The following is a 21,748-nucleotide window of genomic DNA, read 5'->3' as shown; positions in this document are numbered from 1 at the left end:
CGGTCGCAGCGAGCGCGGCGCCGAGGAGCCCCGCGAGCACGTCGCCGCTGCCCGCGACCGCGAGGCGGTGCGTCGGCGCGACCTCGACGAGCGCCGCGAGCCCGGGCGCGACGATGCGCGTCGTCGCGCCCTTGAGGAGCACGACGGCGTCGAGCGCGTCGGCGACGAGGCGCGCGCTGCCCTCGGGGTCGGCGAGCACGGCTCGGGCGTCGGCCTCGTGGCCGAGCGAGCCCAGCAGCCGCGCGAGCTCCGCCGCGTGCGGCGTCACGACCACGGGGCCGCGGTGCCGCGCGGCGAGGTCGAGCGCTCCCGCGTCGACCACGCATGGCGCGCCGGACGCGAGCGCCTCGTCGAGCAGAACGCGGAGGGCCGGCGGGCGCTCCCTCGCGTCCTGACCGGAGCCGAGCACCCACGCGTCGACGCCCGCGACCCGCTCGTCGAGCGCGTGGCACACCGTCTCGGGCCGCCGCGCGAGCACGAGGTCCTGCACGCGCCGAGGCGCCCACAGGCGCACCGTCCCGACGCCCGTGCGCCACGCCGCCTCCACGCCGAGCACCGCGGCGCCGGGATAGCGCTCGGAGCCGGTGACGACGCCGAGCACCCCCATCGAGCGCTTGTCGTCGTCCGGACCGGGCGCGCGCAGCCAGCTCATGCCGCCACCCTACGGCCGGCTCGGTCCCGCACCGCGGTCGCCCGCGGCGCTGCGTCAGTCGGCGGGCGCGCTCGGCGGGTGCGCCTCCGCGCGCTCGGCGTCGAACCGCAGCGGCTCCTCGGGGAGCGGCCGCGCGACCGGCACCCGACCCGTGCCCAGCACCTGCTGCACGATGTTGCGCGCGATCGTCTGCGCGGAGAGCCCGACGTCCTCGAGGATCTCGCCCCGCTCCGCGTGGTCGATGAACGCATCCGGCAGGCCGAGCTCGTCGACCGGGGTGTCGACGCCCGCGGCGCGCAGCTCCTGCCGCACGCGCGTGCCGATCCCGCCGACGCGCACGCCGTCCTCGAGCGTGATGACGATGCGGTGCTCGCGCGCGAGCTCGACGACCGAGCGCGCGACGGGCACGACCCACCGCGGGTCGATGACCGTCACGCCGATGCCCTGGGCCTGCACGCGCTGCGCGACGTCCATCGCGAGGTGCGCGAACGCGCCGATCGCGATGATGAGCACGTCGCGGTGCGGCGCCTCGACGAGCACGTCGACGCCGTCGCCGGTGCGCCGCACCGCCTCGATCTCGTTGGGCGCAGAGCCCTTCGGGTAGCGGATGACCGTGGGGGCGTCGTCGACGGCGACCGCCTCGCGCAGCTCCTCCTGCAGGCGCGCGGCGTCGCGCGGCGCGGCGAGGCGGATGCCCGGCACGAACTGGAGCAGCGCGAGGTCCCACATGCCGTGGTGGCTCGGGCCGTCGGGTCCCGTCACGCCCGCCCGATCGAGCACGAACGTGACGCCCGCGCGGTGCAGGGCGACGTCCATGAGCACCTGGTCGAACGCCCGGTTCAGGAACGTCGCGTAGATCGCGACCACGGGGTGGAGCCCCCCGTACGCGAGCCCCGCCGCGGTCGTGACGGCGTGCTGCTCGGCGATGCCCACGTCGAGCACCCGCGACGCGTCGTAGGCCGCGAGCCGGTCGAGGCCCGTCGGCCGTAGCATGGCGGCGGTGATGCCGACGATGCGCTCGTCGCGCTTCGCGATCGAGACGAGCTCCTCCGCGAACACCGAGGTCCACGAGGGGCGCCCGGCGCTCGAGAGCGGCTCCCCCGTCTCGGGGTCGATCTGCCCTACGGCGTGGAACTGGTCGGCCTCGTCGTTGATGGCCGGGTCGAACCCCTGGCCCTTCTGCGTGATGACGTGCACGATGACGGGCGCGCCGAAGTCGCGGGCCTGCGCGAGCGCCTCCTCGAGCGCCCCCAGGTCGTGGCCGTCGATGGGGCCGAGGTACTTGATGTCGAGGTTGGAGTACAGCACCTCGTTGTTGACGAAGCGCGTGAGGAACCCGTGGGTCGCGCCCCGCACGCCGCGGTAGAGCGCGCGGCCGGGGTGCCCGAGCCGCGAGAACATCCGCTCGCTCGAGCCGCGCAGGCTCGTGTACGACCGCCGTGTGCGCACGCCGTTGAGGAAGCGCGCCATGCCGCCGATCGTGGGCGCGTAGGAGCGCCCGTTGTCGTTCACGACGATCACGAGCCGGCGGCTGTTGTCGTCGGAGATGTTGTTGAGCGCCTCCCACGTCATGCCGCCGGTCAGGGCGCCGTCGCCCACGACCGCCACGACCGATCGATCGTGCTGACCGGTGATGTCGAAGGCGCGGCTGATCCCCTCCGCCCACGAGAGGGAGGAGGATGCGTGGCTCGACTCGACGATGTCGTGCTCGCTCTCGGCGCGCTGCGGGTAGCCGGCGAGGCCGCCCTTCTGCCGCAGCCTCGAGAAGTCCTGGCGCCCCGTGAGGAGCTTGTGCACGTACGACTGGTGGCCGGTGTCGAACACGAACGCGTCGCGCGGCGAGTCGAAGACCCGGTGCATCGCCATCGTGAGCTCGACGACGCCCAGGTTCGGGCCGAGGTGCCCGCCCGTGCGCGCGACCTCGCGGATCAGGAACGCGCGGATCTCGCCCGCGAGCTCCTGCAGCTGCGCCCCCGAGAGGCCGTCGAGGTCGCGAGGCCCGTGGATCTGATCGAGGATCGCCATAGTCACCCCATCGTAGTCGCCGGGCGCCCCACGCCCGCGGCCGGGCTCCCAGCGGACCACTCGACGACGGTCAGCTCCCGCGGGCCCGAGCGGTGGACGGCGCGCGAGGCTCCCGACCACGAGGTGGGCAGCCAGTCCGTCCTGTGCTGCCCGAGCGGCTCGAGCGTCGCCGGATCGATCACGGTGAGCCCGAGCGAGGTCGCGAGGACCGCTCGTCCCTCCCCGTCGGCGCGCAGCCACGCGACTCCCCTGCCGTCCGGGTCCGGGAGCGCGGTCGAGAGCCAGGGCGCGTCCGCCGAGGCGAGCTCGTCGAGGCGCTCGTCGAGGAGCGCGAGCCGGAGTCCGCCGAACGGCGACCGGAGGCGCGAGCGCAGCGCGGGCGGCGCGAGGTCGCGGAGCAGTGCGTGGGCTGCACCCTCCCGGTAGGCCGGGTCGGCCTCGCCCAGCAGCGCGACCGCCCCGTACGGCGTCCAGCACGCGGCGAGCCCGCGAGGCGCCGCCGACCGCTCGAGGGTGCGCCATGAGCTCGCGTCGAGCGCCACGACGGTGCCGCTCCCGAACGCCCAGAGCCGAGAGCGCCCGGCAGCCGCCGGCATGGCCAGGAAGGGCCCCTGAGCGCTCAGCCGGCGGATGACCTCGCCGGTGCTCACCCGAACGAGCTTCGCCCCCGCCCGGGACCACCGGCCCACGACCGCCACGTCGGGCGCGATCGTGTCGAGGAGCTGCTCGTGATCGTCCTTCCCCCTGCCGACGCCCGCGCCGCGCAGCCCCAGCACGCGGGGCGGGTCGTCGGCTGCCACGCGCGCGAGCCCGCGCTGCGTCAGCAGCAGCCCCGCTCCCGCCGGATCGAGCACGCCGTCGGAGACCGGCGCGAGATCGCTGCCGACCGCGACTCGGCCGGTGGCGGCGTCCACCGCGGCCCATGGGCCGATCGAGCCCCGCGACTCGAGCACGGCGAGCACGAGCGGCCCGTCCTCCTGGCACACGAGGCGGCTCCACGCGTCGATCGGCGCCGGCAGGTCGAGGGCACGCCGTGCCGTCGTGAACGCCACGCGCATCCTCACGCCCTGGGCGCCGAGGGCCGCGGAGCCGGCGGATGCGCAGAGCGCGCCCGCGGACGAAGCCGGGGGCGCGCTCTGGTCGGCATGCTCAGACGAGCGAGCGGAGGACGTACTGGAGGATGCCGCCGTTGCGGTAGTAGTCGGCCTCTCCCGGCGTGTCGATGCGCACGACCGCGTCGAACTCGACGGTCTGCTTGCCGGCGGGGCTGTGCTCGCTCGGCTCGGCGGTCACGCGCACCGTCTTCGGCGTGCGGCCCTCGTTGAGCTCGGTGAGCCCGGTGATCGAGATGACCTCCGTGCCGTCGAGGCCGAGCGACTCCCAGCTCTCCCCCGCGGGGAACTGCAGCGGCACGACGCCCATGCCGATGAGGTTCGAGCGGTGGATGCGCTCGAACGACTCGGTGATGACCGCCTTGACGCCGAGCAGGTTCGTGCCCTTCGCGGCCCAGTCGCGGCTCGAGCCCGAGCCGTACTCCTTGCCGCCGAGGACGACGAGCGGGGTGCCCTGCGCCTGGTAGTTGACGGATGCGTCGTAGATGAACGCCTGCTCGCCCTCGGGAGTCGTGAAGTCGCGCGTGTAGCCGCCCTCCACCCCGTCGAGCAGCAGGTTCTTCAGCCGGATGTTCGCGAAGGTGCCGCGGATCATGACCTCGTGGTTGCCGCGGCGCGAGCCGTAGGAGTTGAAGTCCTTGCGGTCGACGCCGTGCTCCGTGAGGTAGCGGCCGGCGGGGCTGTCGGCCTTGATGCTGCCGGCGGGCGAGATGTGGTCGGTCGTGACCGAGTCGCCGAGCTTCGCGAGGACGCGAGCGCCCTGGATGTCGGCGACGGGCGTGAGCTCCATCGTCATGCCCTCGAAGTACGGGGGCTTCCGCACGTACGTCGACTGCTCGTCCCACTCGAAGACGTCGCCGTCGGGCGTGGGCAGGCTGCGCCAGCGCTCGTCGCCGTCGAACACGGCCGCGTACTGGCGCGTGAACATCTCGGTGTCGATCGACGCGTCGATCGTCGCCTGCACCTCCTCGGCGGAGGGCCAGATGTCGGCGAGGAAGACGTCCTCGCCGTCCTTGCCCTTGCCGAGGGGCTCGTGCTCGAAGTCGAAGTCCATCGTGCCCGCGAGCGAGTACGCGATCACGAGCGGCGGCGACGCGAGGTAGTTCATCTTCACGTCGGGGTTGATGCGCCCCTCGAAGTTGCGGTTGCCCGAGAGCACCGCGGTCACCGCGAGGTCGTGCTCGTTGACGGCGGCCGAGACCTCGTCGATGAGCGGCCCCGAGTTGCCGATGCACGTCGTGCAGCCGTAGCCGACCGTGTAGAAGCCGAGCTCGTCGAGGTCCTTCGTGAGGCCCGACTTGTCGTAGTAGTCGGTGACGACCTTCGACCCCGGTGCGAGCGTCGTCTTGACCCACGGCTTCGCCTTGAGGCCCTTCTCGACCGCCTTGCGGGCGAGCAGGCCGGCGGCGAGCATGACCGACGGGTTCGAGGTGTTCGTGCACGAGGTGATCGCCGCGATCGTGACGGCGCCGTTGTCGAGCGTGTAGGTCTCGCCCTCGGGCGTCGACACCGTGACCGGCTTCGAGAACTCGGCCGGGCCTCCGCCGTTGATGTGCACCTCGCGGGTGTCGTCCTCCTCCTCGCCGGGCACGGTGCCGGGGTCGGATGCGGGGAACGAGTGCTTCGACTCGAGGTCGACGATGTCGTGGCTCGTCGAGGGCGTCGCGTAGCTCACGATGTCGCTCGCGAACTGCTCCTTCGCGCGCGAGAGCTCGATGCGGTCCTGCGGGCGCTTGGGGCCGGCGATCGACGGCACGACCGTGCCGAGGTCGAGCTCCATGTACTCCGAGAACACGGGCTCGACGGACGGGTCGTGCCACAGGCCCTGCTCCTTCGAGTACGCCTCGACGAGCGCGACCTGCTGCTCGTCGCGGCCCGTGAAGCGCAGGTAGTCGAGCGTGACGTCGTCGATCGGGAAGATCGCGGCGGTCGACCCGAACTCGGGGCTCATGTTGCCGATCGTGGCGCGGTTCGCGAGCGGCACGGCGCCCACGCCCGTGCCGTAGAACTCGACGAACTTGCCGACCACGCCGTGCTTGCGCAGCATGTCGGTGATCGTGAGCACGACGTCGGTCGCGGTGACGCCGGTCGCGATCTCGCCGGTGAGCTTGAAGCCCACGACGCGCGGGATGAGCATCGACACGGGCTGGCCGAGCATCGCGGCCTCGGCCTCGATGCCGCCGACGCCCCAGCCGAGCACGCCGAGGCCGTTGACCATCGTGGTGTGCGAGTCGGTGCCGACGACGGTGTCGGGGTAGGCGGTGAGCTCGCCGTCGAACGTGCGCGAGTAGGTGACCTTGGCGAGGTTCTCGATGTTCACCTGGTGGACGATGCCGGTGCCCGGGGGCACGACCTTGAAGTCCTGGAACGCCGTCTGGCCCCAGCGGAGGAACTGGTAGCGCTCGCCGTTGCGCTGGTACTCGATCTCGACGTTGCGCTCGAACGCGTCGGCGGAGCCGAACAGGTCGGCGATGACCGAGTGGTCGATGACGAGCTCGGCGGGCGCGAGCGGGTTGATGCGCTTCGGGTCGCCGCCGAGCTCGGCGACGGCCTCGCGCATCGTCGCGAGGTCGACGATGCAGGGCACGCCAGTGAAGTCCTGCATGACGACGCGCGCCGGCGAGAACTGGATCTCGACGTTGGGCTCGGCCGAGGCGTCCCACGACCCGAGCGCCTGGATCTGCTCGCTCGTGACGTTCGCGCCGTCCTCGGTGCGGAGCAGGTTCTCGAGCAGCACCTTGAGGCTGAACGGGAGCCGCTCGTGGCCGGCCACCTTGTCGATGCGGTAGTACGCGTAGTCGGTGCCGCCGACCGACAGCGTGGCCTTGCTGTCGAAGCTGTTCGGGTTCGCCATCGTGACTCCTCTGGGTCTCACGGGATGCGCTGGCTGCGCCTGAAGTCTATGCCTCCGCCTCGCGCTCGGGGCGGTCGGCGACGGAGATATCTTGACGTCAAGATATCCTATGCTCGGGGCCGCTCCGGCGCATCCTCAGGTGTGTCGAGCACCGTGCGGACCATGAGCCACGTGACCCACAGCGCGGCGAGGTAGAGGGGCACCCCCATCGCGAGCTTCGTGGCGGCGAGCGCCTCGACCGCCCCCTCGGTGCCCGCGTCGGCCGCGAGGTACATCGGCACCTGCACCGCGAGCCGGGCCCCGATGACGACGAGCCACAGCAGGGTCGCGCGCCACGCGACGGCGCGCTTGGCGCGCTCGGTGCGCCACGCGTGCGGCTTCGAGGTCAGGGCGCCCGCGATGAGCCCCACGAGCGGGCGGCGCGCGAGCATGCTGACGAGGAGCACCGCCACGACGGCGGTGTTGACGGTGAACCCCCAGAGGAAGTTGTCCTCGCCCTGACCGGTGAAGAGGGCGACGGCGGCCGAGATGCCGACGCCGATGAGACCCGCGAACGCGAGCACCGGCTGACCGCGCTGCACGACCCGCCACGCGACGAACGCGACCGAGACGGCGAGCGGCACGAGCACCGACCACAGCACGTCCTTGGTGGTCGCGTAGAGGACGAGGAAGAGCACGCCGGGCACGAGCGACTCGATGAGGCCGCGTGCGCCGCCCATGGCGCCGAGGAGCGCGCCCGGGGTCGGCCGCGACGCCGGATCGAGGTGGCCGAGCTTCGAGCCGCGGATCGCGGCGCCCACCTGATCGGAGAAGGAGGGCTCGCCGCTGCCGCCTCGCTCGCTCGCCACGGCTCAGACCGGCTTCGGCGCGCTCAGCGGGATGAGCTCGCGCGGCGGCATCGGCTGCACGCCGCGGCACACCACGGTCGAGCGGAACAGCTCGAGCGCCCGCTCGGCGTGCGCGTCGTCGAGCGCCGCCTGCCCGCCGATGAGGCCCTGCAGCATCCACCGGGGTCCGTCGACGCCGATGATGCGCACCGCGCGCGGTGCGCCATCGGGCCCGACCGAGAGCCGCGCGCGCAGCTCGGGCCCGAGGGGGCCCTCGGCCTCCTCGACCGCGGCGCCCTGGCGCTCGAGCTGGCCGCGCAGCACGTCGCGCACCGGGAGCCAGATCCCCTCGCTCCGCGGCGCGGCGAACGGCTGCAGCTGCACGGTCGATCCCTCGTGCTCGAGGGTGACCGCGACGATCCGCTTCGTCTTCTCCTCGACCTCGAGCCGCATCTGCATGCCGGGTCGCGGCACGATGCGGAGGCCGCCGAGGTCGACGTAGGGGCGCACGGGCGCCTCGGACTCGTCGAGCGGGCCCGCGACGGCCCGATCGGCGGGCGCGATCTTCTCGACGAGCTCCTCGTCGAGCGCGTCGTCCTGGCTGTCCGTCGTGTCGGTCATCGTGCGATCTCCTCCCGGGCAGCGCCGAAGCCGGTCGATCCGTGCCCGCGCTCCCCCCGATCCGAGCCCGGCAGCCGCTCGACCTCGACGAAGCGCACGCGCTCGACGCGCTGGACGACGAGCTGCGCGATGCGGTCGCCCACCTCGATGCGGTGCGGCGCGCTGCCGGTGTTGAGCAGGTTCACCTTGATCTCGCCCCGGTATCCGGCGTCGACGGTGCCGGGCGCGTTCACGATCGTGATGCCGTGCTTCGCGGCGAGGCCGCTGCGCGGGTGCACGAACGCGGCGTAGCCGGCCGGCAGCGCGATCGCCACCCCCGTGCCGACGAGCGCTCGCTCCCCGGGGGCGAGCGTCACCGACTCGGCGGCGTGCACGTCGGCCCCGGCGTCGCCCGGGTGCGCGTAGGCGGGCACCGGCGATCCGGTGACGAGGACTTCGACCTGCTCCATCGGAGTCGAGGCTAGCCGAGCGCGAGCGAGCGGGAGAAACCCGGTGCGGCCGCGCGAGAGGATGGGGGCATGGAAACCGCGCCCACCCACCGCGAACGGCTCGTGCCGCCGTGGTGGCTCCTCCTCGTGCTGCTGCTCATCGTGCCCGCGGTGCTGCTCGTGTTCCTGCCGATCGACGTGCAGGCCGGCATCGCCATCGCGGTCGCGCTCTACGTCGGGGTCGTCGCGCTGCTGTGGCTCGGCGCGCCGGTCGTCGAGTTGCGGGACGGGATCCTGCGCGCGGGCCGCGCGCGCATCCCGGTCGAGCACCTCGGCGAGCCGCAGGTGCTCGGGGGCGACGCGGCCACGTCGGCGCTGCGGGGCGGGTGGGACCCGGACGAGCACCACGTCGTGTCGCCGTGGACCAGGGCGCTCGTGCGAGCCGCGGTCGTGGACCCCGAGGACCCCACCCCCGCGTGGCTGATCAGCTCCCGCCGACCGGAGCGGCTGGCGGCCGCGATCGAGGCCGCGCGCCGGCACTAGGCAGCGTCAGGCGGCCAGGGGCGTCAGGCGCACTCGCGGCAGATCGGGCCGAGCTTCGTCTCGTGGTCGAACTGCAGCCGGTGCTTCACGAGGAAGCAGTTGACGCACGTGAACTCGTCCTCCTGCGGCGGCAGCACGACGACGTCGAGCTCCACGTCCGCGAGGTCGGCGGCCGACAGGTCGAAGCTGCCGGGGTTGTCGGCATCCTCGTCCGTCGAGACGCTCTTCGCCGGCACCCGCTCCTTCAGCGCCTCGATCGACTCGCTCTCGTCGTCGGTCTTGCGGGGGGCGTCGTAATCGGTGGCCATGCGGAGTCCTCGTGGTTCTTTGGGGCGGCGTCGGCGCACAGTCTGCACCAAACGCGACAGCGGAGCAAATCAGATATCTGGGAGGCGGATGGGCCCGGCGGGCCCGGCCCTCGTTCCGTCGCGCACGCTGTCACCCCACCGAACGCGCGGCGCGCCCGGTGCATTCCCGGTGCGCGAGCGAGGCCCGTGGGATGCTGGCTCGACCCGTCACCGGCAGGAAGGACCGACGAATCATGCAGCAGCTGAGCGTCATCGGCGTCGAGGACGACGTGCTCATCCTCGAGTCGGAGTCCGGCGAGCGCTTCCGCGTGCCCGTCGCGAGCCTGCCGGAGCGGCGCAAGCAGCCGGCCGTCGCCCACCGCGAGCGGAAGGCGAGCCCGCGCGAGATCCAGTCGCTCATCCGCGGCGGCATGACCGCGCAGGAGGTGGCGTCGTCGACCGGCGAGGAGCTCGCCTACATCGAGCGCTTCGAGGCCCCCGTGCTCGCCGAGCGGGCGCACATGCTCGAGTCGGCCCTGTCGATCCCCGTCGCGACCGGCGACATCGACCCGCTCGCGGGCGAGCAGGCGTTCGGCGCGGCGATCGCCGAGCGCCTCGACGACCTCCGCGCGACCGATCGCTCGTGGGCGGCGTGGAAGGACGCCGACGGCGGCGCGTGGACGCTGCGGCTGCGCTTCACGACCGAGGGCATCCAGCACGAGGCGCTCTGGGGCTACGAGCCGAAGAAGGCCACGCTCACGCCGCGCGGCAAGGAGGCGACGTCGCTGAGCCAGTCGAGCGACGCGACGAGCGTGCTCGTGCCGCGGCTGCGGGCGATCGACCAGCAGGGCCGGCCGCAGGCCCCGCAGCCGGAGCCCACGGACGCCCCCGCCGCGGCCGAGACCCCGGCTCCCCCGATCTCGCAGCGCGCCGCGACGGGCGACGCGGGCCGCTTCGACTCGGACGCGTTCCGGATCCAGCGCGGCCCGGCTCGCTCGGCGCCGAGCCCCGTCGAGCCGGGCGTCGGGCTCGAGGACGCCGTCGCCTCCGCCGCGCTCACCGAGACGGCCCCCGAGGAGCGCGCCAAGGAGCCGACGCGCGCCGAGAACCCGTGGCTGCGGCGCCGCGGCGGCGAGGTCGGCAGCCAGCCCGAGAACGTGCAGGCGGCGGCCATCAACCGGCCCGCCGCCGCGACGCAGCCGAACCACACCGCGGAGCTGCTCGACGCCCTGCGGCGCCGGCGCAGCGAGCGCGAGGCTGCGCTGCGGACCGCGGAGAGCGACCCGGTCCCCGTCGCGGCGACCGACGCACCGGAGGAGCCCGAGCCCGCGCAGCGTCCGCAGCGCGCCCAGGCGACCGGGCCGGTCGGAGCCAAGAAGCGCGGCTCGAGGGCGGCGATGCCCAGCTGGGACGAGATCGTCTTCGGATCGCGCTCGGACGACTGAGGCGCATCCGCAGAGGGCGGGCACCGGGCGCGGTGCCCGCCCTCTGCGTGTCGCGGTCGCGGAGCACGACCTGAACGCCGAGTCATGTTAGATTCTCGCCGCACAGTCCCGTGCACCTACGAGGAGGTAGGCATGTCAACACCCGCGCGCGACATCGCGCACGACCCGAGCCGCGACAACGACCGCAAGGGCCTCGGCCGCGTCGTCACGGCCGCCATGGCGGGCACGGTCGTCGAGTGGTACGAGTTCTTCCTGTACGCCACCGCGTCGACGATCGTCTTCAACCTGATCATGTTCCCGCCGAGCGATGATCCGTACTTCCCGATCATCAGCGCGTTCCTGACCTACGCGGTCGGCTTCATCGCCCGCCCGCTCGGCGGCATCGTGTTCGGCCACTTCGGCGACAAGTACGGCCGCAAGAAGATGCTGCAGTTCGCGATCATCCTGGTCGGCGTCGCCACGTTCCTGATGGGCTGCCTGCCCACGTTCGAGCAGATCGGCTACTTCGCGCCGGCCGCGCTCGTCGTCCTGCGCTTCTTCCAGGGCTTCGCGGTGGGCGGCGAGTGGGGCGGCGGCGTGCTGCTCGTGGCCGAGCACTCCCCCAACAAGGAGCGCGGCTTCTGGTCGTCGTGGCCGCAGGCCGCGGTGCCGGCCGGCAACCTCATCGCCACGCTCGTGCTGCTCGTGCTGCAGTGGACGCTCTCCGACGAGGACTTCCTCGGCTGGGGCTGGCGCATCGCGTTCTGGCTCTCCGTCGTCATCGTCGCGATCGGCTACTACATCCGCACGCGGGTCACGGACGCGCCGATCTACCAGCAGGTCCGCGACGAGGTCGCCGAGTCGAAGGCGCAGTCGTACGGCGTGGTCGAGGTCCTGAAGCGCTACCCCAAGGGCGTCCTGACGGCCATGGGCCTGCGCTTCGCCGAGAACATCCTCTACTACCTCGTGGTGACGTTCTCGATCGTGTACCTGCGCACGTACCTCGAGTACGACGTCTCGCGCATCCTGGGCCTGCTCGCGATCGCGCACGTCGCGCACTTCATCTTCGTCCCGATCGTGGGCCGCTTCGTCGACACCGTCGGCCGCAAGCCCATGTACATGGCGGGCACGATCCTCGGTGCGACGTGGGGCTTCATCGCCTTCCCCATGTTCGAGTCGGGCAACGACATCGTGATCCTGCTCGCGATCATCCTGGGCCTGCTGTTCCACGCGCTCATGTACGCCGGCCAGCCCGCCATCATGGCCGAGCTGTTCCCGACGCGCATGCGCTACTCGGGCGTCTCGCTCGGCTACCAGGTGACGTCGATCGTCGCGGGCTCGCTCGCGCCGATCATCGCGACGTGGCTGCTCAGCCAGTTCGGCAGCCACATCCCGGTCGCGATCTACCTCGTGATCGCCTGCGCGATCACGCTCATCGCGGTCCTCGCCCTCAAGGAGACCAAGGGCATCTCGCTGCACGACGTCGACGACGTCGACCGCCAGCGGCTCCTCCAGGAGAAGGGCACCGTCTGACCGGCTGATCGGACCGAGTGACCCGGACGGGCGGCGAGAGCGATCTCGCCGCCCGTCCCCCGTCGCGCCCGCTAGCGTTGCAGCAGGCAGCAACGGAAGGAATCGACGATGACGTCAATCGCCTGGATCGGACTCGGGAACATGGGCAGCCGGATGTCCGCCCACCTGGTGACCGCGGGCCACGAGGTGCGGGGCTTCGATGTGGTGGATGCGCTGCGCGACAGCGCGGCGGAGCACGGCATCGCGCCGGTCGGCTCCGTCGCCGAGGCGGTGGAGGGCGCCGAGGTGGTCATCCTCAGCCTGCCGAAGGGCGAGCACGTGCGCGCCGTGCTCGGCGGCCCGGACGGCGTCTTCGCGCACGCGGCCCCCGGCACCCTCGTGCTCGACACCTCGACCGTCGACCTCGACACGAGCCGCTGGAGCCACGGCGAGGCGGGCTCGCGCGGCTTCCGCTTCGTCGACTCGCCCATCTCCGGCGGGATCCAGGGCGCCGAGGCGGCCACGCTCACCTTCATGCTCGGCGGCACCGACGACGACGTGGCGGCGGCGAAGGAGGTCGTGACGCCGATGGCGGGCAACGTCTTCGCGGTCGGCGGCCCGACCCACGGGATCGCGGCGAAGCTCGTGAACAACATGATGCTCGGCGTCTCGATCCTCGCGATGTCGGAGGGCTCGCAGCTCGCCCAGCAGCTCGGCCTCGACCCGCAGAGGTTCTTCGACGTCGCGCGCGTCTCGTCCGGCGACTCCTGGGCGCTGCGCACCTGGTACCCGGTGCCGGGCATCGTGCCGGGAGCCGCGGTCAACCACAACTTCGACGCGTCGTTCTCGGCGATGCTGTGCCACAAGGACGTCGCGCTCGCGATCGCGGGCGCCGAGGCCGCGGGCGTGAAGGTGCCCGCCGCGACGCTCATCCGCGACCAGCTCCAGCGGCTGCTCGACGACGGCCTGGGCGGGAAGGACTGCACCCTCGTCGTGCGCGAGGCGAGCCCCGACGGCACCGTCGCCGGCTGGGACGGCCGCTGATGCGCGTGCGCGGGGCGGTGCTGCGGGCCATCGGCGCCGAGCGGCCCTTCGCCGAGTCGCGTCCGCTCGACCTGGTCGAGCTCGAGCTCGACCCGCCGCGCGAGGGCGAGGTGCTGCTGCGGATCGAGGCCGCGGGCCTGTGCCACAGCGACCTCTCGGTCGTCGACGGCGCGAGGCCGCGGCCGGTGCCGATGCTGCTGGGCCACGAGGCCGCGGGCATCGTCGAGGTCGTCGGCGAAGGGGTCACCGACCTCGCGGTCGGCGACCGCGTCGTGACGACCTTCCTCCCCCGCTGCGGCGAGTGCGCGGCCTGCGCGACCGACGGGCGGCTGCCGTGCGAGCGCGGCTCCGCCGCGAACGGGGCGGGCGAGCTCCTCGGCGGCGGCAGGCGGCTGCACGAGGCGGCGCTCGACGGGCGCTCGGGCGAGGTGCACCACCACCTCGGCGTCTCGGCCTTCGCGACCCACGCGGTGCTCGACCGCCGCTCCGTCGTGCGCGTGGGCGAGGACGTGCCGCCCCAAGTGGCCGCGGTGCTCGGATGCGCGATGCTCACGGGAGGCGGGGCGGTCATCAATGCGGGCAGGCCGCGCGAGGGCGACGACATCGTCATCGTCGGGCTCGGCGGCGTCGGCATGGCGGCGCTGCTCGCGGCCCGCTCGCTCGGGCTCGGCCGCGTCATCGGCGTCGATGCCGTGCCCGCGAAGCTCGACCGGGCCCGCGAGCTCGGCGCCCACGAGGCGCTCTCGCCCGACGCTGCCGTCGAGCAGGGGCTCCGCGCGCCGGTCGTCATCGAGGCCGCAGGCCACCCGAAGGCGTTCGAGACGGCGTTCGCGCTCACGGCGCCGGGCGGGACGACCGTGACCGTCGGCCTGCCGCATCCGGACGCCCGGTCGTCGCTCTCGCCGCTCACGTTCACGGCCGAGGCGCGCACGGTCGTGGGCTCGTACCTCGGCTCCGCGGTGCCCTCCCGCGACATCCCGCGCTACGAGCAGCTGTGGCGCGAGGGGAGGCTCCCGGTCGAGGAGCTCGTCACGAGCGAGATCCCCCTCGAGGGCCTGAACGAGGCGCTCGACACGCTCGCCGAGGGCCGGGCGATCCGCCAGGTCGTGCGCTTCTAGCGGCTTCCCGCTCGTCGAGCAGCGCTCGCGGCTCGACGAGCGGGACGGCGCACGTCAGCGGCGGCGGCCCGTCCGGTCCCGCTGCTCGCGGCGCTCGTTGACGCGCTTCATGACGAAGCCGACGACGGCCGTCGCGATGGTCGTGATGAGCCACTTGCGCATGGTGCGGTCCTTCCCCTCGGAGTCCGGCGCTGCCGGCGGACGATCATCCTGGCGCGCGTCGCTGGACGCCCGGTGTCAGGCGAACGCGCCGAAGCGGCGCAGCGGCACCCGCAGCTCGTCGGGCGTGAGCGACCCGTGCTGGCCGATCATGCCGCGGCCGGGGTCCGCCTCGTCGACGTAGATCGCGCGGCGGCCGCGCGCAGCGACGAACACGTCCCCCAGGCGCGGAGCGACCTCGGGGTGCACCTCGCCGAACCAGCCGGCGGCGACGACCTCGTCGCGCGTCGCGACCCACGCCGCGTCGCCGAGCCATGCCGCCCAGGAGCGGGCCACCGCATCCGCATCGCCCTCGACCTGCAGCTGCAGGCAGCGGGGCTCGCCCGCGACGTGCGCGACCCGCTCGAGGAGGCCCGGCGGCACGATGAGGTGGGCGGATGCGTCGACGTCGACCATGCCGTGGTCGGCCGTGACGACGAGGCCCGCGTCGCGCAGCAGCGAGGCGGCGAGCTCGCGCACGTGGCCGTCGAGCTCCTCGAGCGCATCCGTCCACTCCGGCGACTGCCAGCCGGACTCGTGGCCGGTGCGGTCGAGCTCCGGCACGTAGGCGTAGACGAGCGAGCGCTCGCGCGCGGCGGCGCGGACGAGTGCGAAGCGGTCGGCCATCGTGCGGCCGCCGCGGTACTCGGCACCGCGGAGCACGGCGTGCGTGAACCCGCTCGCCGCGTGCCTCGGCTCGCCGATGACGATCGACGGCTGCTGCTCGAGGAGCGTCGGCGAGCGCTGCCAGGTCGCCGGGTCCATCGGCCCGCCCCAGTCGCGCAGCTGGTTGCGCACGCCCGCGCCCGGCACGAACGCGTCGTAGCCGACGATGCCGTGCGCGCCGGCGAGCTCGCCCGTCGTCAGCGACGCGAGCGCGACCGCCGTCGTCGACGGGAACCCTGCGTCGAGCGAGCCGCCCGGCGCGGTCGCGAGGGTCCGCGCGTGCCCCGCCCGCTGGCCGAGCTGCGCAGCGCCGAGGCCGTCCACGAGCAGCACGACCGCGGCGCTCGCGCGCGCGAGCCGCAGCGGGTTCTCCTCGCCCCGCATCGCGCTCGCCGAGCTCGCGAGAACGTCGGCAAGGCTCCGGGATCCGGGCGCCCTGGTCGGTAGCATTCCGTCAGCCTATGACTGCCACGCCCGCCCCCGACCCGTCCTCCGCCGCCATCGCCGAGCGCATCGACGACGTCGATGTCGCGAGCGAGATGCAGGACTCGTTCCTCGAGTACGCGTACTCCGTCATCTACGCCCGGGCCCTCCCCGACGCGCGCGACGGGCTCAAGCCCGTGCAGCGGCGCATCCTCTTCCAGATGGCCGAGATGGGGCTCCGGCCGGAGAAGGGGCACGTCAAGAGCGCGCGCGTCGTCGGCGACGTGATGGGCAAGCTGCACCCGCACGGCGACACCGCGATCTACGACGCGCTCGTGCGGCTCGCCCAGCCGTTCAGCCTGCGGCTGCCGCTCGTCGACGGGCACGGCAACTTCGGCTCGCTCGACGACGGCCCCGCGGCACCGCGCTACACCGAGGCGCGCCTCGCCGCGGCCGGGCTCTCGCTCACCGAGGGGCTCGACGAGGACGTCGTCGACTTCGTCCCGAACTACGACAACTCGTACCAGCAGCCCGACGTGCTGCCCGCCTCCTACCCGAACCTGCTCGTGAACGGCGCGAGCGGCATCGCGGTCGGCATGGCGACGAACATGGCGCCCCACAACCTCGTCGAGGTCGTGCAGGCGGCCAAGCACCTGCTCGCGCACCCCGACGCATCCGTCGCCGATCTCATGCGGCACGTCCCCGGGCCCGACCTGCCCGGCGGCGGCGTCATCGTCGGGCTCGACGGCATCCGCGACGCGTACGAGACGGGACGCGGGTCGTTCAAGACGCGCGCGCGGGCGTCGATCGAGCGGCACGGCCGCCGGACGCAGATCGTCGTCACGGAGCTGCCCTACCTCGTCGGCCCGGAGCGGCTCATCGAGAAGATCAAGGACGGCGTGCAGTCGAAGAAGCTGCAGGGCCTCACGGAGGTGCAGGACCTCACCGACCGCAAGCACGGGCTGCGGCTCGTCATCAGCATCAAGACGGGCTTCGATCCTGAGGCGGTCCTGCAGCAGCTCTACCGCTACACGCCGCTCGAGGACGGCTTCTCGATCAACAACGTCGCGCTCGTCGGCGGGAAGCCCGAGACGCTCGGGCTGAAGCAGCTGCTGCGCGTGTACCTCGACCACCGGGTGGGCGTCGTGCGGCGCCGCAGCGAGTTCCGGCTGCAGAAGCGGCGCGACCGGCTGCACCTCGTCGAGGGCCTCCTCATCGCGATCCTCGACATCGACGAGGTCATCCAGGTCATCCGCACGTCCGACGACTCCGACCAGGCGCGCGGCCGGCTGCAGAGCGTCTTCGACCTCTCCGAGGCACAGGCCGAGTACATCCTCGAGCTGCGGCTGCGGCGGCTCACGAAGTTCAGCCGCATCGAGCTCGAGGCAGAGCGCGACGACCTCCTCGCGCAGATCGCGGAGCTCGAGCGCATCCTCGGCTCCGACGCCGCCCTGCACGAGGTCGTGGCCGCCGAGCTCGACGAGGTCGCCGAGCGCTTCGGCACCCCGCGCCGCACCGCGCTCACCGAGGGCAACGGCCAGCCGACGACGGGCCGAGGCAGCGCCAGGTCGGCTGCCTCGAGCCTCGAGATCGCGGATGCGCCGACGCGCGTCGTCATGTCGGCGACCGGGAGGCTCGTGCGCGTCGACGGCGAGGAGCCGATCCCCGCCCCCGCGCGCCGGTCGCGGCACGACGCGATCCGCTCGACCATCGCCACGACCACGCGCGGCACGTTCGGCCTCGTCACCTCGACGGGGGCCGTGCTGCGCCTCACGCCCGCCGACCTGCCCTCGGTGCCGCCCGCATCCGTCGGCCTCACCGCGGGCGTGAAGGTGCGCGACCTCGGCGCGTTCGAGCGCGGCGAGGAGCCCGTAGCGCTCATCGACCTCGGTTCGAGCGAGCCGTGGCTCGTCGCGACCGCGCAGGGCGTCGTCAAGCGCATCAAGCCGGCGGAGCTGCGCGATCGCGACCGCGAGAGCGTCATCGCGCTCAAGGCCGGCGACCGCGTGGTCGGCGTCGCCCCGGCGCCCGATGACGCATGGGTCGTGCTCGTCACGAGCGACGCGCAGCTGCTGCGCTTCGCCGCCGCGGCGATCAACCCGCAGGGCCCCGGTGCCGGCGGCATGAAGGGCATCGGGCTCAAGGCGAATGCGTCGGTGCGGTTCGCGGGCGCCGTCGGCGAGGGCGCCGAGGTCGTCACCGTCACCGAGGCGGCCGAGACGCTCGCGGGGCTCGACGAGCCGCGCGTGAAGGTCTCGAGCCTCGAGGAGTTCCCGGCGAAGGGCCGCGGCACGGGCGGTGTGCAGGCGCACCGGCTGCTGAAGGGCGAAGTGGGGCTCGCGCTCGCGTGGGCCGGCGCCTCGCCGCTCGCGGTCGGCAGCGACGGCTCGCAGCGGCAGCTGCCGCCCGGCGGCGCGGCCCGCGCCGGTTCGGGCGTCGCGGTCGAGGGAACGATCGGCGCGATCGGTGCGCGCCTCGGAGCCTGATCGTCAGCCGCCGAGGCCCCGGAGGTCGACGAAGTCGTAGCCCTCGGCGGCGAGCCGCTCGATGATGCGGGGCAGCGCGTCGGCGTCGAGCGTCGTGCCGTCGTCGGGGTTCGCGCCGACGTGCATGAGCACGATCTGGCCCGGTCCGGCGGTGCTGAGCACGCGCTGCAGCACCTCGTCGGCCGTCATGCCGCCGCTCGTGCCCTTCCACCCGAGCGTGTCGACGGTCCAGCGCACCGGCAGGTAGCCCGCGTCGTTCACGACGCCGATGTCGTAGGGCGTGCGGGCGCCGAACGGGAAGCGGAAGAGCGGCTTCGCCGGGACCCCGGTCACGGCGCGGATGGACGCCTCGGCCGCGGCGAGGTCGGCGCGGATCTGCGCGTCGCGGAGGTCGGGGTAGGCGAGGTGCCGGTCGCTGTGGTTGCCGACCGGGTGCCCCGCTTGCGCCATCGCGCGCACCTGCGCCGGGTAGGCGCGCGCGAAGGCGCCGGTGACGAAGAACGTCGCGGGCACGTCGTAGCGGTCGAGCGTCGCGAGGATCGAGGCGACCGCGGTGTCGGAGCTGCCGGCGTCGAACGTGAGCGCGACCTCCCGCCGGGCGGTCGGGATGCGCTCGAGGTCGATGCCGCGCCACCGCGCGGGCAGCGCCGTCGGGCTCGTGGTCGCGGGCGGCGGCGGGGCTGGCGGCGGTGGCGGGGGCTGGGGTGGTGGAGCCGGGCTCGGCGCTGGAGGCGGCGTGAACGACGGCGGCGGAGGGGGCGGCGCGACCGTGGGAGCAGCCGTCGGCGACGGCGAGGGCGGGGCCGGCGGGGTGGAGGCGCTCGGCGGCGGCGATGCGGAGGGCGATGCCGATGGAGGCTGCGAGGTCGCGACGGGATCGCCGGGACCTCCGCACGCGGTCAGGACCAGGCTGACGGCCGCCAGGGCGACCACGACGCCATGCGTCGTCTGCACGCCCCCAGTATGCGCTCGCACGCACCCGAGCGCGAGCGCCGCTCGTGGGGCCCACGCCCGCTCACGCGCTGCGTCGGGCGACGGCAGCCTCCGCCGCTGCGAGGGAGTCGAGCAGCTCGTCGAGCGGCAGCGACGCGACGCTGACGCGCGCGTCGCCGATCCCGTAGGGGATCCAGAGCCGGCCGCGGTGCGCGACCGCGCCGCAGGAGTACACGACGTTGGGCACGTAGCCGTCCCGACGGGGGCCATCCGCTCGCAGGATCGGCTCGGTGCTGCGGGCGATCACGCGCCACGGCTCCTCGCGGTCGAGCAGCAGGGCCCCCAGGCTGTAGGTGCGCATGGGGCCGACGCCGTGCGTGAGCAGGAGCCATCCGCGCTCCGTCTCGATCGGGGCGCCGCAGTTGCCGGTCTGGATGAGCTCCCAGGGCTGCTCGGGGCCGTGCAGCGGAGTCTGCTCGTCCCAGACGAGCCCGTCGGACGATCGGGCGAGCGACATCCGCTCTCCCCCGCTCCTCGTCACGGCCAGGTGGTGCCCGCCGACGAGGCGCGGGAACAGCGCCATCCCCTTGTTCTCGGCAGCCGGCCCGGTGAGCCGATGGATCGCGAAGGTCACGAGGTCCGGCGACGTGATCAGCCGGGGCGCGATGCTCCTGCCGTCGAAGGCGGTGTACGTCGCGCGATGCTCGACCGAGCCGTCGTCGTGGGTGAAGCGCACGAACCGCGCATCCTCGATGCCGCGCTCCTCGCCGGGGGCCGCGGGCATGAGCACGCGCTGGGACAGCGCGGTGCCGGGTCCGAACGACGCCCGGTAGGCCGAGGAGAGCGCCACGCGCATCGCGTGCAGCTCGGGCATCGCATCGCGATGCGCGACGAGGGTGCGCGGCAGCGCCGCGACGGCCACCTCGAACGCGGAGGCGGTGAACCGGTCGGGCAGGCGGCACGCGATGGCGGCCGACAGCTCGGTCGAGCTCCGCTCGTGCTCGAGCGTCGCCTCGAAGTGATCCCGCAACCACTCGCCGTCGGTCTGGGAGGGGCGAGCGAGCGGCGTGGCGCGCGGCGCGAAGCGCCACCCACCCGCACCGCCGACGACGGCCTCGGCGAAGCCGAGCGACGAGACGTGCCCCTCGCCGATCTGCCGCAGCGCGACGGCGACGCGCAGCTCGTCGGGGCCGAGGCCGGACTGGTCGGGGTGCGGGAACGCGCTCGGGTTGCACAGCGCGGTGCCCTCGACGGCGTACTCGGCGGTGAAGCACGCGCCGAGCACGAGCTCCCGGTCGCGCGCCTCCGGCGTGTCGTCGTCGCGCGCCGCGCCGACGGCGCGCGCGTTGCCGCGGAAGACCGCGTCGAGCTCCGAGTGCCTCTCGCCGAAGCGCTCGCGCAGCTCCCGCGCGACCTCCTGCACCCGCTCGGGCGGCAGCGCGCGCACGCGCGCGATGATGTCGGCCGCACGGGCGTGCGTGGCGGCGATCCCCTCGCCCGGCAGGAACAGCCGGGCGATCACCCGGCTCGGGTCGGGCGACAGCCGAGCGTCGTGCTCGGTCACGGTCACGCTCATGCCGGCTGCACCGCCCGCGACAGCCGGCGCGCGTGCTGCGCCGTGCTCAGCGCGGCGAGCGTCGACTCGGCGCCGCGGTTCTCGTTCCGCCCGGCCGGCTCGAGCCCGTCGAACCCCGCTCCGGTCGCCGGGTCGACCATGGGCGTGCCCGAGTCGTTGCGGCCCTCGAACCATGCCCACGCGAGCCCGACGGCGTCGCGCCAGCGCGCGTCACCCGTCACGTCGAACGCGCATGCCGCCGCGTCGGCGATCGCCGCGACCTCGATCGGCTGCTGGTCGAACTGCGCCGCCGTCTCTCCCGGGCCCCGTCCGCGCGTGCCGGTCACCGAGAGGTGATCGTCGCGCGTCTCGATGGCGAGCAGGAGGTCGAGCATCTCGATGCCGTGCTGGACGGCCTCGTCGTCCCCGAGCGCCGCGCCACCCGCGATGAGGGCGTGAGGCAGCGATCCGTTGCTGTAGGCGAGCCGCTCCTCCGGCCATCGCCATGTGGAGGCCGTGCTGCAGCGGAGGCGGTCGAGGGCGTCCCGCACCCGCTCCGCCGCCACCGCGTGGTCCGGCTGCGCGAGCAGCGCCTCGCTCGCGCCGAGCGCGGCGAACGCCGTCGCGCGCAGGTGCGGTGAGCGCTGCCGGACTGCACGGTCGAAGGCACGCATGGCCCGGCGCCTCGATGTCGCGAGCGGAGCGCGCGCCGCGGCGGTGCCGAGCCCCCACACCGCGCGTCCCCACCAGTCCCCGAGCGACGGGGCATCGCTCCAGCGGCCGTCGGCCGTCCGGCGGTTGCGGCATCGACCCGATGCGTCGAGGCCCTCGATCACGAACCGCAGGGAGGTCTCGGTGAGCGCCGCGAGCAGCGGCGATTGGTCGGGCTCGAGCACGGTGACGCGCAGCGCGCGTGCCGCGTCGTCCACGCAGTAGCCGTGCTCCCGACGGGGCGCGTCCAGCAGCGCGTGCTCGAAGACGCCGATGCCGTCGGTCAGCGCGGCGAGGTGCGCGTACGAGGGGGCGGCGGCGATCACAGC

At 73.6% G+C, this 21,748-nt stretch carries 18 protein-coding genes; 6 read left to right on the top strand and 12 right to left on the bottom strand.

What is annotated here, in order from left to right:
• From NWP09_RS02195 to dut, 7 genes are all read right to left on the bottom strand, one after another.
• On the bottom strand, positions 1–652 hold a 652-nt coding region (locus NWP09_RS02195; RefSeq protein WP_258273906.1), incomplete at its 3' end, for an ADP/ATP-dependent (S)-NAD(P)H-hydrate dehydratase.
• 54 nt (positions 653–706) lie between these two features.
• Positions 707–2,677 (bottom strand): 1-deoxy-D-xylulose-5-phosphate synthase, encoded by a 1,971-nt coding sequence (dxs, locus tag NWP09_RS02190; RefSeq protein WP_258273905.1) that lies wholly within the window; start codon positions 2,675–2,677, stop codon positions 707–709.
• A gap of 2 nt (positions 2,678–2,679) precedes the next feature.
• Positions 2,680–3,729: a hypothetical protein gene (locus NWP09_RS02185; RefSeq protein WP_258273904.1), complete on the bottom strand. Its 1,050-nt coding sequence runs from the start codon at positions 3,727–3,729 to the stop codon at positions 2,680–2,682.
• 97 nt (positions 3,730–3,826) lie between these two features.
• The gene (acnA, locus tag NWP09_RS02180; protein WP_258273903.1) at positions 3,827–6,643 is read right to left on the bottom strand and encodes an aconitate hydratase AcnA; all 2,817 of its coding nucleotides are present in this window, start codon (positions 6,641–6,643) and stop codon (positions 3,827–3,829) included.
• A 107-nt stretch (positions 6,644–6,750) separates the two neighbouring features.
• Positions 6,751–7,491, bottom strand: a complete 741-nt coding sequence (locus tag NWP09_RS02175) for a DUF3159 domain-containing protein (RefSeq protein WP_258273902.1) — start codon at positions 7,489–7,491, stop codon at positions 6,751–6,753.
• A 3-nt stretch (positions 7,492–7,494) separates the two neighbouring features.
• Positions 7,495–8,091 carry a DUF3710 domain-containing protein gene (locus NWP09_RS02170; protein WP_258273901.1) on the bottom strand — a complete coding sequence of 199 codons (597 nt, stop codon included), beginning with the start codon at positions 8,089–8,091 and terminating at the stop codon, positions 7,495–7,497.
• A complete protein-coding gene (gene dut, locus NWP09_RS02165; RefSeq protein WP_258273900.1) occupies positions 8,088–8,540 on the bottom strand; it encodes a dUTP diphosphatase in 453 nt (150 codons plus the stop codon). The genes NWP09_RS02170 and dut overlap by 4 nt, the downstream gene beginning before the upstream one ends.
• Before the next feature lie 69 nt (positions 8,541–8,609).
• Here dut and NWP09_RS02160 point away from each other — a divergent pair, with 69 nt between their 5' ends.
• The gene (locus NWP09_RS02160; protein ID WP_258273899.1) at positions 8,610–9,062 is read left to right on the top strand and encodes a DUF3093 domain-containing protein; all 453 of its coding nucleotides are present in this window, start codon (positions 8,610–8,612) and stop codon (positions 9,060–9,062) included.
• A gap of 23 nt (positions 9,063–9,085) precedes the next feature.
• Here NWP09_RS02160 and NWP09_RS02155 read toward each other — a convergent pair whose 3' ends face one another.
• Complete coding sequence (locus tag NWP09_RS02155; protein ID WP_258273898.1) at positions 9,086–9,370, bottom strand: DUF4193 domain-containing protein; 285 nt, start codon at positions 9,368–9,370, stop codon at positions 9,086–9,088.
• A gap of 233 nt (positions 9,371–9,603) precedes the next feature.
• Between NWP09_RS02155 and sepH the strand changes: the two genes are divergently transcribed.
• From sepH to NWP09_RS02135, 4 genes are all read left to right on the top strand, one after another.
• The gene (gene sepH, locus NWP09_RS02150; protein ID WP_258273897.1) at positions 9,604–10,794 is read left to right on the top strand and encodes a septation protein SepH; all 1,191 of its coding nucleotides are present in this window, start codon (positions 9,604–9,606) and stop codon (positions 10,792–10,794) included.
• Between the two features lie 132 nt (positions 10,795–10,926).
• Positions 10,927–12,306 carry an MFS transporter gene (locus NWP09_RS02145; protein WP_258273896.1) on the top strand — a complete coding sequence of 460 codons (1,380 nt, stop codon included), beginning with the start codon at positions 10,927–10,929 and terminating at the stop codon, positions 12,304–12,306.
• A 108-nt stretch (positions 12,307–12,414) separates the two neighbouring features.
• Complete coding sequence (locus NWP09_RS02140; RefSeq protein WP_258273895.1) at positions 12,415–13,329, top strand: NAD(P)-dependent oxidoreductase; 915 nt, start codon at positions 12,415–12,417, stop codon at positions 13,327–13,329.
• The gene (locus tag NWP09_RS02135; protein ID WP_258273894.1) at positions 13,329–14,447 is read left to right on the top strand and encodes an alcohol dehydrogenase catalytic domain-containing protein; all 1,119 of its coding nucleotides are present in this window, start codon (positions 13,329–13,331) and stop codon (positions 14,445–14,447) included. Before NWP09_RS02140 ends, NWP09_RS02135 begins: the two co-directional genes overlap by 1 nt.
• Positions 14,448–14,684: 237 nt before the next feature.
• On the opposite strand, the gene NWP09_RS02130 is transcribed toward NWP09_RS02135, so the two are convergent.
• Positions 14,685–15,695 (bottom strand): alkaline phosphatase family protein, encoded by a 1,011-nt coding sequence (locus NWP09_RS02130; RefSeq protein WP_258273893.1) that lies wholly within the window; start codon positions 15,693–15,695, stop codon positions 14,685–14,687.
• 77 nt (positions 15,696–15,772) lie between these two features.
• Between NWP09_RS02130 and NWP09_RS02125 the strand changes: the two genes are divergently transcribed.
• Positions 15,773–18,220: a DNA topoisomerase (ATP-hydrolyzing) subunit A gene (locus NWP09_RS02125; RefSeq protein ID WP_258273892.1), complete on the top strand. Its 2,448-nt coding sequence runs from the start codon at positions 15,773–15,775 to the stop codon at positions 18,218–18,220.
• A 3-nt stretch (positions 18,221–18,223) separates the two neighbouring features.
• On the opposite strand, the gene NWP09_RS02120 is transcribed toward NWP09_RS02125, so the two are convergent.
• The 3 genes from NWP09_RS02120 to NWP09_RS02110 form a co-directional block, all read right to left on the bottom strand.
• Positions 18,224–19,174 carry a polysaccharide deacetylase family protein gene (locus NWP09_RS02120; RefSeq protein WP_258273891.1) on the bottom strand — a complete coding sequence of 317 codons (951 nt, stop codon included), beginning with the start codon at positions 19,172–19,174 and terminating at the stop codon, positions 18,224–18,226.
• Positions 19,175–19,235: 61 nt separating this feature from the next.
• The gene (locus tag NWP09_RS02115; protein WP_258273890.1) at positions 19,236–20,729 is read right to left on the bottom strand and encodes a glycoside hydrolase family 130 protein; all 1,494 of its coding nucleotides are present in this window, start codon (positions 20,727–20,729) and stop codon (positions 19,236–19,238) included.
• Entirely contained in the window at positions 20,726–21,745 is a 1,020-nt protein-coding gene (locus NWP09_RS02110) for a glycosyltransferase (RefSeq protein ID WP_258273889.1), read from the bottom strand. The genes NWP09_RS02115 and NWP09_RS02110 overlap by 4 nt, the downstream gene beginning before the upstream one ends.
• Positions 21,746–21,748 lie beyond the last annotated feature (3 nt).

It is taken from the genome of Agrococcus sp. HG114 (assembly GCF_024723325.1).
Lineage (GTDB): Bacteria > Actinomycetota > Actinomycetes > Actinomycetales > Microbacteriaceae > Agrococcus.
The sequence above is the reverse complement of the archived record's forward strand: the minus strand, read 5'-3'. Positions and strand labels throughout refer to the sequence as shown.

Bases quoted from the DNA above. Each gene is read 5' to 3' on its own strand.
- acnA (WP_258273903.1), bottom strand. From the start codon at position 6,643: ATGGCGAACCCGAACAGCTTCGACAGCAAGGCCACGCTGTCGGTCGGC.
- dxs (WP_258273905.1), bottom strand. From the start codon at position 2,677: ATGGCGATCCTCGATCAGATCCACGGGCCTCGCGACCTCGACGGCCTC.
- NWP09_RS02125 (WP_258273892.1), top strand. From the start codon at position 15,773: ATGACTGCCACGCCCGCCCCCGACCCGTCCTCCGCCGCCATCGCCGAG.
- NWP09_RS02135 (WP_258273894.1), top strand. From the start codon at position 13,329: ATGCGCGTGCGCGGGGCGGTGCTGCGGGCCATCGGCGCCGAGCGGCCC.
- NWP09_RS02145 (WP_258273896.1), top strand. From the start codon at position 10,927: ATGTCAACACCCGCGCGCGACATCGCGCACGACCCGAGCCGCGACAAC.
- NWP09_RS02130 (WP_258273893.1), bottom strand. From the start codon at position 15,695: ATGCGGGGCGAGGAGAACCCGCTGCGGCTCGCGCGCGCGAGCGCCGCG.
- NWP09_RS02160 (WP_258273899.1), top strand. From the start codon at position 8,610: ATGGAAACCGCGCCCACCCACCGCGAACGGCTCGTGCCGCCGTGGTGG.
- sepH (WP_258273897.1), top strand. From the start codon at position 9,604: ATGCAGCAGCTGAGCGTCATCGGCGTCGAGGACGACGTGCTCATCCTC.
- dut (WP_258273900.1), bottom strand. From the start codon at position 8,540: ATGGAGCAGGTCGAAGTCCTCGTCACCGGATCGCCGGTGCCCGCCTAC.
- NWP09_RS02155 (WP_258273898.1), bottom strand. From the start codon at position 9,370: ATGGCCACCGATTACGACGCCCCCCGCAAGACCGACGACGAGAGCGAG.
- NWP09_RS02115 (WP_258273890.1), bottom strand. From the start codon at position 20,729: ATGAGCGTGACCGTGACCGAGCACGACGCTCGGCTGTCGCCCGACCCG.
- NWP09_RS02140 (WP_258273895.1), top strand. From the start codon at position 12,415: ATGACGTCAATCGCCTGGATCGGACTCGGGAACATGGGCAGCCGGATG.
- NWP09_RS02170 (WP_258273901.1), bottom strand. From the start codon at position 8,091: ATGACCGACACGACGGACAGCCAGGACGACGCGCTCGACGAGGAGCTC.